Annotated in this window: 15 protein-coding genes; 3 read left to right on the plus strand and 12 right to left on the minus strand. The window is 37.7% G+C overall.

What is annotated here, in order from left to right; translation table 11 throughout:
- Nucleotides 1–13 precede the first annotated feature (13 nt).
- From IHV10_RS16035 to thpR, 6 genes are all read right to left on the minus strand, one after another.
- Nucleotides 14–796: a phosphotransferase family protein gene (locus IHV10_RS16035; protein WP_197131728.1), complete on the minus strand. Its 783-nt coding sequence runs from the start codon at nt 794–796 to the stop codon at nt 14–16.
- Between the two features lie 154 nt (nt 797–950).
- Nucleotides 951–3,089, minus strand: coding sequence for a type I pullulanase (pulA, locus tag IHV10_RS16040; protein ID WP_197131730.1), 2,139 nt, complete (start codon nt 3,087–3,089; stop codon nt 951–953).
- A gap of 157 nt (nt 3,090–3,246) precedes the next feature.
- Nucleotides 3,247–3,450 carry a hypothetical protein gene (locus IHV10_RS16045; protein ID WP_197131732.1) on the minus strand — a complete coding sequence of 68 codons (204 nt, stop codon included), beginning with the start codon at nt 3,448–3,450 and terminating at the stop codon, nt 3,247–3,249.
- A gap of 25 nt (nt 3,451–3,475) precedes the next feature.
- The gene (locus tag IHV10_RS16050) at nt 3,476–4,399 is read right to left on the minus strand and encodes a diacylglycerol/lipid kinase family protein (RefSeq protein ID WP_197131735.1); all 924 of its coding nucleotides are present in this window, start codon (nt 4,397–4,399) and stop codon (nt 3,476–3,478) included.
- A 48-nt stretch (nt 4,400–4,447) separates the two neighbouring features.
- Entirely contained in the window at nt 4,448–5,230 is a 783-nt protein-coding gene (locus IHV10_RS16055; RefSeq protein WP_197131738.1) for a hypothetical protein, read from the minus strand.
- Between the two features lie 24 nt (nt 5,231–5,254).
- Entirely contained in the window at nt 5,255–5,812 is a 558-nt protein-coding gene (thpR, locus tag IHV10_RS16060) for an RNA 2',3'-cyclic phosphodiesterase (protein ID WP_197131741.1), read from the minus strand.
- A gap of 111 nt (nt 5,813–5,923) precedes the next feature.
- On the opposite strand from thpR, the gene cysK reads away from it, so the two are divergent.
- Nucleotides 5,924–6,856: a cysteine synthase A gene (gene cysK / locus IHV10_RS16065; protein WP_197131743.1), complete on the plus strand. Its 933-nt coding sequence runs from the start codon at nt 5,924–5,926 to the stop codon at nt 6,854–6,856.
- A 71-nt stretch (nt 6,857–6,927) separates the two neighbouring features.
- On the opposite strand, the gene IHV10_RS16070 is transcribed toward cysK, so the two are convergent.
- The 3 genes from IHV10_RS16070 to IHV10_RS16080 are packed head-to-tail and all read right to left on the minus strand — an operon-like array spanning nt 6,928 to nt 10,599.
- Nucleotides 6,928–8,109, minus strand: a complete 1,182-nt coding sequence (locus IHV10_RS16070) for an MFS transporter (RefSeq protein WP_197131745.1) — start codon at nt 8,107–8,109, stop codon at nt 6,928–6,930.
- A 20-nt stretch (nt 8,110–8,129) separates the two neighbouring features.
- Nucleotides 8,130–9,536 carry a dipeptidase PepV gene (gene pepV / locus IHV10_RS16075; protein WP_197132168.1) on the minus strand — a complete coding sequence of 469 codons (1,407 nt, stop codon included), beginning with the start codon at nt 9,534–9,536 and terminating at the stop codon, nt 8,130–8,132.
- Between the two features lie 55 nt (nt 9,537–9,591).
- The gene (locus IHV10_RS16080) at nt 9,592–10,599 is read right to left on the minus strand and encodes an ion channel (RefSeq protein WP_197131747.1); all 1,008 of its coding nucleotides are present in this window, start codon (nt 10,597–10,599) and stop codon (nt 9,592–9,594) included.
- A gap of 426 nt (nt 10,600–11,025) precedes the next feature.
- Between IHV10_RS16080 and IHV10_RS16085 the strand changes: the two genes are divergently transcribed.
- Nucleotides 11,026–11,244, plus strand: coding sequence for a DeoR family transcriptional regulator (locus tag IHV10_RS16085; protein WP_066243921.1), 219 nt, complete (start codon nt 11,026–11,028; stop codon nt 11,242–11,244).
- A gap of 83 nt (nt 11,245–11,327) precedes the next feature.
- Here the strand turns inward: IHV10_RS16085 and IHV10_RS16090 are convergent, their stop codons facing one another.
- On the minus strand, nt 11,328–11,963 hold the full coding sequence (locus IHV10_RS16090) for a PRC-barrel domain-containing protein (RefSeq protein ID WP_197131749.1): 636 nt from the start codon (nt 11,961–11,963) through the stop codon (nt 11,328–11,330).
- 41 nt (nt 11,964–12,004) lie between these two features.
- Entirely contained in the window at nt 12,005–12,733 is a 729-nt protein-coding gene (locus IHV10_RS16095; protein ID WP_197131751.1) for a pseudouridine synthase, read from the minus strand.
- A gap of 102 nt (nt 12,734–12,835) precedes the next feature.
- Here IHV10_RS16095 and IHV10_RS16100 point away from each other — a divergent pair, with 102 nt between their 5' ends.
- Nucleotides 12,836–13,270: a DUF6884 domain-containing protein gene (locus IHV10_RS16100; protein ID WP_197131752.1), complete on the plus strand. Its 435-nt coding sequence runs from the start codon at nt 12,836–12,838 to the stop codon at nt 13,268–13,270.
- 51 nt (nt 13,271–13,321) lie between these two features.
- Here the strand turns inward: IHV10_RS16100 and IHV10_RS16105 are convergent, their stop codons facing one another.
- On the minus strand, nt 13,322–14,926 hold the full coding sequence (locus IHV10_RS16105; protein WP_197131753.1) for a putative polysaccharide biosynthesis protein: 1,605 nt from the start codon (nt 14,924–14,926) through the stop codon (nt 13,322–13,324).
- Nucleotides 14,927–15,031: the final 105 nt, after the last annotated feature.

The raw sequence follows: 15,031 nt of genomic DNA on the forward strand, positions 1-15,031 counted from the left end.
TATATTGTCAGTGTTAGATCGAACCAGCAAGTTTCTTAATACTTTCTGCAAAATGGGCAGTCTCTTTAGACTGTCCTTTTTCTTTATACCAGAAAAAAGAGCTTATCGTTTGTGCCAAAACATACCAATGCATTCTTCTTTCTAAATCATCATCAAGGGTTTCCCCATAAATCTCGAGCCATTCTTCCCATTTTTCATAAGGGATATAGCTATAGAGAAGCATTCCAAGATCTAATGCAGGATCAGCAATCATCGCTCCATCCCAATCGATTAAATATAATTCATCAGAATCGCTTAGCAGCCAATTGTTATGATTAACATCACAGTGGCATACAACCAAATTATCGACTTCCACTTCAGATGCAGTCTCCATTAAATAAGCAAAGGAATCATTGATGATTTCTAGATAATCTTTTTCTTTACGCATCTGCAATTGTATATCATTTAATAGGTCAACTGGTGTTAACCTTTTTTTCTCTAATCGGTTCATCATGCCAAGCAGTTCTTGAGATCGGTGAATTTTCGCCAAAAGTTCAGCTACATTCTCACTTTTCATATCTGCTGCTTTTAATTCACGGCCGTTTAGCCATTGCTGAGCTGTTATAACATCTCCATTACCTAATCTTTTTGTCCATAAAAGTTTAGGAACAATTCCTTCTGCAGAAAGAACAGCTAAAAACGGAGAGGAATTACGCTTTAAAAACAGTTTTTGGTTCCCATATTCAGCTATATATGCTTCTCCCGTTGCTCCGCCAGCAGGGGAAACCTGCCAATCTTCTCCCAAAATCTGTTCCAAAATGTTCACCTTCTTGTCTAGTTAAGAAATCCGTTTTTTATTAGTTGTTCGTTCAAAAAATTAAAGCTTTTCCGTATCGAATTAAATTACTGCGAAGTCATTATTTTAACACAAAAAATCAAGAAAAGCACTTGATTCTTGATTCTTTACAATTCTAAACAGAATAAAGCAAAGAAAAAGATAACGGTTCTAATCTATACGAATCCTCATTTAATACTACATTATCGTATCTTTCATCTTCAATCGCTATCATCCATCTATGCTGTTCTAAAGGGATGATTATCGGTTTAGTCGTTTGGTTGAAAAGCAATAAAGCTTTGCTCCAATAAGAAGCACCATCTTTTATATCGGTGATAGGAAGGTGGTACTTAAATCCTAAACATCCATCTGGTACATTCCATTCCAAAAGCTCAACAGAGTTATCACGAAAAATAGGCTGTGATTTCCTTATACCTATCAGATGTTTAAAATAATCAACTTCTTTATGAAAGAACTCAACAAGGTTCCAATCGAACGCATTGATCGTGTCGGGAAGATTATAGCTGTTCTCTTCACCTTTTTTCGTTCGAAAACATTCTTGCCCCGCATGGATAAATGGAACGCCTTGTGCAAAGATCGTAATCGCTAAAGCAAGCTGTTGTCTCTTCCTTCTCATTACTTCATCTTCGAAGGGGTGCCGAATGTACAAAAGATCGAACAATGTGTGATTATCGTGACATTCTGTATAATTAATGCTTTGTTCAGCTTTAATAAATTTATCATGCTGACCTGCATAACCCTTCATCACATGACTCATCTGATGTTTGATTCGTTCATCATTATTACCATTAATAAACCCGCTTTGACCCTTAGGAAAGATACTTCCTTTAACATGGTCACGAAACGCATCATTAAAAAATGAATAGGATGGCATCTTCTTAGCAGATGACAGAGAAGCTTTTCTTTCAGGTTCTAAATTCGTATTTAAATCCCAGCCTTCTCCAAGTAAAAACACGCCAGGATTCAAAGATTTTAACTTTTCTGCAGCCTGCTTCATCGTTTCAACATCATGAATCCCCATCAGATCGAATCGAAATCCATCCACTTTATATTCACTCATCCAAAAAGTTAGCGCATCTAAGATGAACTTGCGCATCATTTTCCTTTCAGATGCTGTATCATTTCCTACACCCGTTCCATTAACCGGGTTTCCGCCATCGTCATAACGAAAATAATAGCCAGGAACGAGCTTTTCAAGTGATGATTCTTCACGTTTATAGACGTGGTTGTAAACCACATCTAAAATGATCGAGAGCCCATTATGTTGAAGAGTCTGAATCAAAGTTTTTAGCTCTTTTATTCGACAGATCGGGTCATAAGGATTTGTAGCATACGATCCTTCAGGAGAGAAGAAATGAACCGGATCATATCCCCAGTTGTACGCTGAATCTGGCCTTGTTTCATCAACACTTCCAAAGTCTGCTACTGGCAACAACTGAACATGAGTAACACCAAGACTTTTTATATACTCCAATCCCGTATGAAATCCATTGGATGTTTTTGTCCCTTGTTCTGTTAATCCTAAATACTTTCCTTTATTTAAGACACCACTATCAGAATGAATCGTTAAATCCCGAATATGAACTTCATAGATGATACTGTCTGTTTTTGAACGAAGGTTTATCTTTTTTTCTGATCGATTCCATCCGTCAGGATCTGTCTCAGGTAGATGGATGACAACCGAATGAACTCCGTTTGCAGTAATCGACCTCGAATAAGGATCTGTTGTTTCTATCCATTCATGATTTACGTTTACGACAAACATATATTCTGTAAGATGGTGATTTCCGTCTAACGTAGCTTGCCACACTCCTCTTTCAGACCGTGACATGTTTTGTTCAACAAAGGTATTAGAATGTTTGGTTTTATACTTAAGTATCATTGCAAAGGCAACGGGAGACCAAACTTTAAATGTCGTACTCTCTGGTGTGTAATTCGCTCCAAGACTACTGTCATCATAATAGAGGCTATCGAACTTTTCGGTCCGTACAATGCTACCGATCATTAAAGGGATCTTTGTATCGTTATATGTGACCCAATATCGGTTTTTTAAATCAATGGGCGTTCTCGTTCTGCATTTGTAGATCACTTGATTATGATAATGTTCTTGTTTATCGATGGTTAATGGCTGCAATACCTTCTTATCATCTACCAATGAAAGTGACGGGATGATTGAAAAAGGGTTACAGACTACAATGGTTATCATAGAAAAATCATCGATATATGCCGACATTGAAATATGATCAACTTTCATTGACCTCACCCCTTTTTATCGCTATTACATCATATTGAACTTAAAATGAATTTGTTATTCCTATCTATGAAAAAGAGGCCTATCCTAAAAGTAAGATAGGATTACTTTAGGCGGCCTCACGCATTTGGCGAAGATAACTAACAGAAGTTTTTTATCTTCACTCCGCATTTAAATACTTATTCTTCATGATTCTCCCTACAATAACGATTGCCGCATAAACGATGACAGGTACAACAATCCCAAGAATAAGCTGGTCATTGGTTACATCTAAAATCCATTTCTTCAAACCTGACTTCTTTTCGATCAACATAACCCAAAGGAAGGCAAATAGAGTAATATTAAAAAAATCTGTCCATTTCATTTTTATTCCCCACTCGTTTTAAAAATTATATTTTAACTGAAACCGTACCTGGTTGAACTTCAATACGAACCGGAGTGGTTCCTTTGTACTCACCATCGGCATGAATGGCTACTGATTTACGTGTTATCACTTCAATCTCTTTTCCTTTAAACTGAGAAACTCCTTGTACGTTAACATGACCACCCCAAAATACAGAAACAAAGAGCAATAAAAGTTTGAATAGAGATAGATCATGCACAATACAAACATCTAAAACTCCATCATTACACTTTGCGGAAGGACAAATTTTCATACCCCCTCCATAATAGGGCATGTTACCAACAGCTACAAGCCAGACATTGCTAAACTGATGTTCATGTCCATCGATTCTGATTTCCATGGAATCTGGTACATAAAATTTTAAAACCTTAAACAATGTAAAAACATAGGCAAGAGAACCTAATTTCAGCTTATGTAAATACTTTTTGTATGTCGCTTCATTTGTAAACTTTGCGACTTCTCCATCCAAACCAATACCAACGGCACTTATAAAAGACTGGATCTTATTGCTTCTTCCTAAAAGCTGAATACTTCCGGAGTCAGTCTTGACCGTTCGATTGCGTTTAAGATATAGAAGTTTTTTTTTTACCCCTTTAACATCTTTCGTTAATACTCGAACGATATCATTACCAGATCCTCCAGATATAAACCCTAAAGGAATGCTAGGATTCTCTTTCATACCATTTAAAACTTCATGGACCGTACCGTCACCACCTACTGCAATAACAGCTTTAATATCAGCTTTGTTTATGTATGTAATCTTCTTCGCAATTTCTGTGGCATGACCGCTATACTCTGTATAAAACGTTCGATAAGTTATCTCTTCCTTGTCCATTACATTTTTTAATTGATTAAATGATTGAATCGCTTTTGGGTTGTTTGCGTTAATGATAAAGAAATATTTTTTCATTCAGTGCGTCCTCGATTTATGTTTTTAAAAGTAATTCGACAAAATCTCTCAAATACCTTCAAAATGAAACTCAGACTCACTGGATAAAGGATCTTTTCTGTATAGAGAATTCGTTACACCTAATTTTAAGAGATCAGACACAAATTTTAATTGCAGTCCTTTAATCGGTGCCGGATTTTGTTGAAGAAGTGCATGCCATTCATTAAAATTGCGTTTATCTACATAGCTCACTCTTCTCCAATCACTCGTAAAATCAACAAAGGCATCCGGTGCAACAATACACGCTTTTAATGACAGCTGTTTTTGATAAGGTTCCCAAGCTTCTCGAACGAATGATTGCATGCGTTCGAGTCGAATAAATGGACTCAAGACGGTTTCTTTCTGCTCATCTCGAACATTTTTCCAGAAACGTTTATTTTCAGCTTCTTGCCAAATTCCTTCTCCATTCATCCAAACGATCAGCCAAACCTCTGTGGGTCCTACCAAAATAATATTTAGTTCCACTCCTGTATTCTTCACTTGAAAGACAGGTTCATAGAACAAAAAGTAATTATCAGGAATTCCTTGAATGAGTAACTTTAGTGTTTCATCATGAAGGTATTTATTATCCCAGTTTGAAATCTCTTTTACAGTCGAAGTGGCCCAGTTCATCTGATGATGAAATAATTTTTCCCGAAATTCTTGATGAGATTTCTTACGATTTTCTGTTCCATATTGTTGTTGAAATGCCCTCCAGCGATTTTCTTTAATCCGCATAAATAACGATTGATAATGATGCAAATTATTTTCGTACCTTGATACATAATCAAGTAATTTTACAAGCTGCGCCATTCGAACTCCTTTCTTTTCATCACTCTATACCGAATAAGAGTGTAAAACATGGTATTTGGGCTGTTTCTCTATATGTGTTTCATAGATAACCACTTCATCAGCTTGGAATCGAATGTTTTCACCAAATCGTCTCCACCACTGCTGAGAATTCAGGGAATTACAGTCTGACTCTATATGTTTCCGTGCAAGCGTTATATGCGGGGCATAAGGTCTTTTATCAAGTTGAAAACCTACCTCTTCACATACATAAGCCACTTGTTTTTGCAGAGTATATAAACAGTGTTCTTCTTCAACACCTGCCCAAAAGATCCTTGGATGTTGTTCGTTTCCGAAAAAGCCAAATTGGTTTATTTGTAGTGAAAAACCACCCTCTGTTATACTCATTTTTTCGTTAAGTAATTCTTGCAGTTTTTGAAGCTGTTCTAACGAAGCAGCACCTAGAAAAGCTAAAGTGATATGAAAGTCATCAGGATGTACCCATGTTTTAAAATGATGTTCATTCCTTATAAGATTGCATATATTCGCAAGCTTTGTTTTGGTCTCATCAGGAAGCTTTAGTGCCATAAAATAATGTCTTTGCATACTTCTCACACACCTTCATTTATTTTATCAAAGAATACATGGATTCATCTGCTTTTTTCCCGCGTGACTTATTTGTTATAATCAAATCAGCAAGAAAAAGGAGTGCAGTTTATGAGAGTTGTTACAAATATCGCGGAATTAATCGGTGATACACCTATCGTAAAGTTAAACCGCCTTCCTCATCAAGAGGGAGCAGATGTATATGTGAAGCTAGAGTATTACAACCCTAGTCGAAGCCTTAAAGACCGCGCTGCCTATAATATGATCGTTGATGCAGAACAGAAAGGTCTCTTAAAAGAAGGCTCTACCATTATAGAACCTACTTCAGGAAATACAGGGATCGGACTCGCTATGAATGCGGCCGCTAGAGGTTATTCTTCCATTATTGTGATGCCTGATACGATGACAGAAGAAAGAATTAATCTTTTAAAAGCATATGGAGCAAAAGTGGTGCTAACTCCTGGTGATGAAAAGATGCCTGGAGCGATTAAAAAAGCCAGAGAGCTTGCAGAGGAAATTCCAAACAGCTATATGCCTATGCAATTTGAGAACCCTTCAAACCCTGATGCACACAGAGGAAGCACAGCGATTGAGATTAAAGAAGCCATCGAAGAGTTAAACAAGCCCTTTACTGCTTTTATCGCACCGGCTGGTACAGGAGGAACGATAACAGGTACGGGTGAACAGCTTAAAACATTTTTTCCGAATTTAACTGTTCATGTTGTAGAACCAAAAGGGTCTCCTGTTCTTTCGGGAGGAAAGCCCGGGAAACATAAATTAGTAGGAACAAGTCCTGGTTTCATCCCACCAATCTTAAATCAAGAGGTCTATGATGAGATTGTTCAAGTTAATGATGAAGACGCGTATACGATCACAAGACGTCTTGCTTCAGAAGAAGGGATCTTGGTCGGTCCATCATCAGGAGCAGCTGTATATGCCGCTTTAAAAATTGCAGAAAAACGCAAAAAAGGTGAAGTCGTAATCTGTATGACGTGTGATTCAGGCGAACGTTATTTATCGAGTGATCTGTTTCAATTTGAATAAATGACAAAAGCATCCCAAACAGAATTGGGATGCTTCTTTTGTACATTGTTGCCATGAGGGTTGCTAATCTTTTATAGAGATCTTTGAATCAGTATGCGACCTTGCACTTCCATCTTTGTGAGGATTAACACCATTACCAGCCCTATGAACGATAAAGCACCAAAAAATAAGTACGTATAAAAGATGCTGTATTTATCAAAGATCACACCGCCTACAAACGTACAAAACCAAGAGCCTAAGCCATTCCCTACAGCTGTGTATAGAGAAACTGCGGTTGCTCTCACTTCTACTGGTGTATAAGCTCGCACATATTCCATGGCTGCTGGGATGAACAACCCAACTGAAAATCCTTGTACGATGGTTGTCAATAATACGATTTGGTAAGAGGGTTCAAAAAAATAAAAGGTCCAACGAACAGCAGAAACTGTCGCTGCAAAGACCATAATATGCATCATTCCCCATCTTTTTATGGTGAGTCCAGCAAACTTCATAAATGGAGCTTCACTTCCAGCTGCGATCAAGAAAGCAAGTCCCACACCTGCTAGAGTTCCGCCTGTTTCTTGAATATAAAATCCAAAGTAAAAGTTATTAGCAAAAATAGGACCAAACACCAAGAACGTAGCAGCGAGAAAAACGAGGTAGGAAGGCATCCTGACTAGCTGCCCAATCCCCTTCCTTAGATCTGTACGGAGCGATTGGTTATCTTTCGGCATCTTGAAAACAAATAAAATACAAAGAAGAAGAATAGTGGTAAACATATAGAAAATCACTTGAATTCCAATGGAATCTGAAAGCTTTCCTGCTATATATACAGCTACTGCAAATCCGATCGCCCCAAAAAGTCTGTAGTTTCCATATTGTTTGTTCTCTTTTTGTACGTAATTTAAAAGAATGCTGTCTGAAACAGGAACTAACGCACTCTGCATAAAAGAAAACGCGATAAGTATCCCGATCAACCAAAAATAGGACTCGAAAAGATAGATGCTATATCCTAACCCAGCTGTTAAAAGCAATGATAGAACTAACACGGATCTTGGACGCCTTGAATAATCTGTAACCACACCCCATAGAGGCTGAGCAAATATCATCACGACTGGACTGATAGACATTAATGTGCCTATTTCTGTCCCACTGAGACCTACTGAATCTTTAAAATAAACACCTAATAACGGAAATAAACTCCCTAGACCAAAAAAACTTAAAAGATAAAAGCCTTTTAGACTGATAGAGGTTTTATCGAAAGAATTATTCATGATGTACCCTCTCTTACATGCTATTTAGCTAGTTCGTAAATGGCTTGAGCGTATATGGCAGAAGCGAGAAGTAAATCCTCTACAAACATGTGTTCATCCTTTTGATGAGCCACATCTTCTCGTCCAGGGAACAACGCGCCAAAAGCAACTCCTGTCTCCAATGACCGTGCATAAGTACCACCGCCAATAGCCATCAATTCACCCTTTTTCCCCGTTTGATCTTCATAAACCTTTTGAAGGGTTTGAATCAGTGGGTGACTTTCTTCTACATAGTTAGGTGGATTGTTTTCAATAATTCTCATCGACCAATCATCTGTCTTCGCTCTTGTTGATAAAGTATTTTCGATCTTCTTGCTATCATGTGTAACCGGATAGCGTATATTTAACCCTACTTTTCCGCCTTCTACTTGATCATATGAAAGGATTCCAGCATTGACCGTTAGATTACCGCTCGCCTCATCTTCTGCAGCAATATCTAGCTTATTACCTGTAAATTCGCCAGTAAGTTCGTCCAACAAGCGAAGAAATGACTTAGCGTTTCCAGTGAAAGAAAGAGTGTTTAAGAATTCACCAAGCATAAGCCCAGCATTCTTACCCATGTCTGGTGTACTTCCATGTGCAGATTTCCCTTTAACTTTCAGGATTAAAGCATCACCTTCTATTTGAGCTTGGTATTCTATTACAGATTTCTCACCAAACGCTTCGAACGATTGTTGAATTTCTTCTAAGTTGCTTGCTTGAATCTTAGCCTCTGCATAGTCTGGAACCATATTTAAACGCTGACCCGATGTAAAAGAAAGTAAATGAAGGTCACTTGTTTCTTCCTTTTGATTGTTATCTAGACGAAACTCCACATCAAAGATTCCTTTTTCTGCAGAGATGATTGGAAAATCAGCATCGGGTGCAAAACCGATCGCTGGCATCTCTTCTTTCGTAAAGTAATGTCTCACACATCGCCAGTTGCTTTCTTCATCACAACCAATGATCATGCGGACTTTTTTCGATAGTGGAAGCTTGAGTTCCTGAATGATTTTTATCCCATAAAAAGCTGCCATCGTTGGTCCTTTATCATCAATCGCACCTCGTGCGAAGATTTTTCCGTCTTTCACTTCTGCTCCAAAAGGTTCTACAGACCAGCCATCACCAGGAGGTACTACGTCAACATGACATAGAACACCTACGATGTCTTCTCCGTTTCCAATCTCGATGTGACCAGCATATCCGTCCACATTCTTAACAATCATTCCACTTTCTTTTCCGAGGTCTAACATATAAGATAAAGCTTTTTCTATTTCTGGCCCAAAAGGTGCTCCTTCTTTGACATTTTCTTCATCGAGCAGACTAGGAATGCGCAATAGCCCTTTTGTATCCTCCATAAGCTGTTTTTTTCTCAATTCAACTTGTTCTTTCCAATTGACCTGATCCATCACACTTACATCCTTTCTAAATAAATTGTTCTGACGATTGTCTTTTCGATCACTTTCAGATGATTGATTCGTATACATCTTTGCTGCAGATGATATAGAGACGTGCATCATCACGAATTGGTTGGTCCAACTTCTTGTTTATCGATAGATCGTTGCCGTCCGCAATTAGTGTAGCACCTTGTTTCAACAAACTGTCAAAAGCGTCTTTGTATGTTACCCATTCCGATCGTTTTCGCACCTCAAATAAGTTCTCTCCTTCTTTATGAGAAAGAAGCTGTGTGTAGATCTCCGTAATACCTTTAGAAAAGGCGGACCGTACAGCCATACGAGAAACTGTTTCATGACTTAAAACAAACTCATCTACTTTAGCATGCCTAAAGTTTTTAATATGTTCCTCTTTTTTGATCTCTACCGTACTATGTATGTGAGGAGTTAAACGTTCTACAGAAGTTACGATCAATAGTGTTTTACCATCAGCGAGTGCTGAATCATGAATCGAATCATCTGAAAACACAAGTACAGATTTGGCTTCCTTTAAATTTGCTTGTACGAGAGTCCCTTCTATTGATGGGTCACCTTGAATGTAATGCACACTCTGATGTGTAATCGGTGTAACAGGCAGGTTATCAATAAGAACTACTTCTAGGTTTGGATGAGTTTCAATGATTTCACTAACAGCATATTTTGCTTTCTCAGACCATCCGATAATAACGAAATGATTTTTACCTTGAAAAGTCAATCTTCCTTCCTCCTTTCGTTTACGATGAGCTCCTAATGCTTCTACCAGTTTCCCAATAGCCAGACCAGCAATACCGATGCCGATTAAAAAGATGAAGATCGCGTAAATTCTTCCTGCTGTGGATACCGGATAGTAATCACCATAACCGACCGTTGTAACAGTTGTCATTACATACCACAAGGCGTCAAACCAGTGAGGGAATGTTTTTGGCTCTAGAAGATGCATAACGACTGACGAAAAAATAACGATAAAAAAGGTAAATGAAAAAATTCCAAGCTTATTCACAACGAATAGCCTATTCATCAGTTTTTGTAAAATATACACCTCATCGCTCCTAACATAATAATTTTAATAACCCTATTATTGTACCTTATTCCCATTAAAATGGTTAGAGCGTTTTGCTTTCTCAGGAATTATGGGATATTGACAAATAAATATTTTAGTGTATAATGGTGCCAAATGGGAGGTGTAGTGTTGGTTAACTAACAATTTTCCTCTATATCTTTATATTTAGGATCATATGTTCGTTATGAGGTTTTGCTGCCTAGCCGCACAGACATCTTTTTGAACGTTATTACTACATCTAATGGCTGAAGCAGCGAAGAACCAATACGGATTCTTCGCTTTTTTTTATAAAAAGGATGGGTCTTAAGAATTAAAAAGAATGTAATACAACGTTCATATTTCATTAACTTTAGACTGGTATCATATAGTGTGTTAACAACTATCTAAATAACAAGGAGTGGTTTTTTGAGTCCTTCAACTGACAGAATGTTGAATCGTGTGAAAGCCCTGTATTTGTTTATTCGCAAGAAAGGTACTGTAACAACACGAGAACTAGTTGAAGAATTTGGAACTACGCAACGTACCATCCAGAGAGATCTTAACGTCCTCTCTTATAACAATTTAGTAACAAGTCCTGCCCGAGGTATGTGGGAAACAACAGGAAAAAAAGTAAAAGTATCTTAAAAAGATATAATAAATTTTTCGGATAAGCATATTGCATTAAATAATCCCCGCTAATTTCTTAGCAGGGACTTTTTTTGTTAATATTAAAGTTCATCCTTGTTGTCTTTTAAGAGCAGATCAGGAGTTCTTTCAATGTTCCATTCACGGCTTTCCCAATTCGGCGTTCCTGAAACAGGCATATACTTATCATCCTGACCGAATAAGTTTTTCCAAAATCCTTCTGCAAGTGAAAAACCAATAACTTGCTGACGATCTGTATCAATGATCAAATCTTTTATCTTCCCAATTTTTTCACCATCTTGATCAATGACAGTCCAATCTTTTATAGCCATATAAGAATAACACTCTTTTGGTTCATCTCTTTGTAATTCATTTCCGGAGAACACTAGTTTATCTTCATCAAATTCTTTCACTTGATGCCAAGGGATAAAAAAGGTTTCTTTTCCATAGTTCTGATTAGCAGCAAGGTTAGAGCTTCCTGTAAACGGAGTATGCTGTGTACCGATGCCTGAAGTGGCAGCAACTACTGTTTCCATATGTTTATCTGAGGGAACCTCTTCACGCTGATTGATTCCGTTGTCAACGGTGTACGTAAAATAGCATAAGCGATGGTCGTACATATTAAATAGAATGTCGTTGATCTTATGCTCTGTTTCTTCCGTTGAAATCGTATGATTTTGGGCTTTAGCATCCATTAACTTTTCTACAGATAATTTCATTGGTATACATCTCCTTTTTATTGGAAGATACCCCTTATAAATTATTCAAAAACATCCTCTTTTAAAGAAAGTAAGGAAAGTTCTTCGTCTGCAAGCTCTCTATACATTCCTAACTCAAGCGTTTCATCAAGCTTGAGTTGCCCCATCTGAATTCGCTTCAAGAAAATGACCTGTCTGCCGATTGCCTCGAACATTCTTTTCACTTGATGAAACTTCCCTTCAGTGATGGTTAACTCTATCTCTGATTCTTTGTCATCATTAGTCAGGGTTCTTAAAAAGGCAGGCTTTGTTTTATACCCATCATCTAAGATAACCCCCTCTTTAAAATCTTCAAACGCACCTTCTGGAATTGATCCATTTATTTTGGCGTAATACGTCTTAGGAACATGTTTTTTTGGTGATAACAAAGAGTGTGACAACTGACCATCATTGGTTAAGATCAATAATCCTTCTGTATCAATGTCTAATCTTCCAACAGGGAAAGGCTCGAAATTCTGATCTTCCATATAAAGAAGATCAATCACCGTCTCATGCCTAGAGTCTTCTGTCGCTGAAATTACTCCTTGGGGCTTGTTCATCATCAGATAGATAAACTCTTTATAAACAGCTTCTTCTCCATGAACCATCACGTTGTCATGATCAGGGTTCGCTTGAGTTTTTGCATCCTTTACCACCTCACCGTTTAACGTAACTGCACCTGATTTTAGTAACTGTTTTACTTCTTTTCTGCTTCCATAGCCTGTATTTGATAGCCATTTATCTATTCTCATAAGAAACCTCCTGATTGAATGATCTTTTTTTCCTATATTATTGTAAAAAATTGATTGATTTTTGAAGAAACAGGGTAATTTAGTACTATAGGAGGAATTGGAATGAAAAGGAAAATAGGTCTTCTAGCAACTGCACGAAAAAAAGCGTCTACCCCTTCTGCAGCTATAGATTTATACATAAGTCCCTTATTCGTTAAGTCTGTTCAATACGCACAAAATCATTATGATGATTTTTACTTTTTTAGTGCAAAAGAAGGACTATTAACGAAAGACCAATACATTGAACCGTATAATGTTTCTATCAAAAATTTTAAGACATCTGAAAAACGGGAATGGGCCCATCACGTTATTCAAGACCTGGAACAAATCATCAAGCCTTCTCAATGTAAGATTTATATTCATGGCGGTTGGGTATACCGAGAATTTTTACAGCCCGCGCTTGAAAGAGCAGGTTTTCAATTTGAAGTCCCGCTCGAAGGCTACAGTATCGGTAATCAGCTTAAATGGTACGATGAACAGAATCATCAGAGTAAATAAAGACTATCGCAGAAAAAGAAGGCCAATAATCAGCCTTCTTTTTTCTTATGCTTATTTTCTGCGTTTCAAGAAAGGAATGCGATCTCCTAATATGATATTTAATAGTCCTGATCGGTGACTTAAGAACACATACACCGCTCCACCAGTAAGAATACCGATCGTTAATTTAATGATCGTATCAAGTCTTGTCTCTGTCTCACCTAAAAGTGCCGATACAATCATGACGGTAACTGCCATCGCTGCGCAAAATAACGTGATCAGAACCGTTCTTCGATATACCCATTTAAAAGAGAAGCCGCTGTATTTTTTAATGATATACAGATTAAACAAGATCGAAAGTGTATATCCGATGTTTGTGGCAATGACAGAGCCAGTCCCACCGAACAGCAATAACAATGGCTTGTTCAAAATCAGTTTTGCTAGGAAACCAGCTGATAAACTGATAAACGCATAACGTTGCTGATTAAGCCCTTGTAGTATTGCTGCCGTAACGGTAAACATCGCAAACCATAACCCGGTCGGCGCGTACCATTGAAGATAATAGCCACCCGTTTCCATAGATGATAACCCAAAGAGTGCGCCATATGCAGGGTATGCAAGAACCGTTAGCCCGATCGCTGCTGGTGCCGTTAAGAACAGCACCATCTGAAACGTTTGGGTGATCTGTTTATGAAGAATTTCATCATCGTTTTGAGTGAAAGACTTCGTTATCACAGGTATCAAGGTTAGTGCAAGAGCAGTTGCTAATGATACCGGGATCATAACAAGCTTATGCGCGATCTGTGTGATGATGGCGAATACAGATTCTGCTTCTTTTAACGTATAATCCATCTTTTTCAGCGTGTTAACGATCGTAAACTGATCGACCATCTGATAGAGCGGAATAGCTAGACCAACAGCTACAAACGGTATTGCGTATTTAATTGTTTCTTTATAAATATCTCTTAACGATATATCAGCAACAGGTTTACTTTCTCTATACATCTTGTCCAGATGGGGTTTTCTTTTTATCCAATACCAGATAAGAACGGCTAAGCCTGCGATTGCACCTAGTGTAGCTGCAAATGTAGAAAGCGCTACAGCTGTAGTAATCTCCCCGTTCATTAGGTTGATTACGACGAAACTTCCAACAAGAATAAACACGATTCGAACGATTTGTTCAACGACTTGCGACACAGCTGTCGGCCCCATAGATTGAAAGCCTTGGAAGTATCCACGAATCAAACTCATAGAAGGTACTACGATTAGAGCGGTACTTACCATTCGAATAACTAATGTAATATCTTCAATCGTGTTGCCTTGTCCACCTTTTTCATCAATGATCTGATGAGCAAGTATAGGCGCTAACATATACAGTATGACAAAAGCTAGAGTTCCTGTCAGCGTCATGACTAGAAGACCGGATTTCAACAGTTTTCTTCCTGCTGCATAATCTCCTAATGCATTATATTTAGAAACAAATTTAGAAACAGCAAGCGGAACTCCCATTGTGGAAATACTAAGTAATATGGTATATGGAATATAAGCATAGCCGTATAGAGCCATACCTTGTTCTTCTACTAGATTTGTAAATGGAATTACAAAGATCAATCCGATAAATTTCGAGAAAAAGGTCGCAGCGGATAAGATCAATGTTCCACGAAGTAATCGAGACAACTATTTTCAGCTCCTACTAATCATCCTAAAAAACATTATTGATATTGTATCACATTAAAAGCGGAAGTAACCTACTTTAACTTTTTGCAAAAAAGTAAGGATTAT

The organism is Fictibacillus sp. 5RED26 (assembly GCF_015903895.1).
In the GTDB taxonomy this organism is placed as follows: Bacteria; Bacillota; Bacilli; order Bacillales; family Fictibacillaceae; genus Fictibacillus; species Fictibacillus phosphorivorans.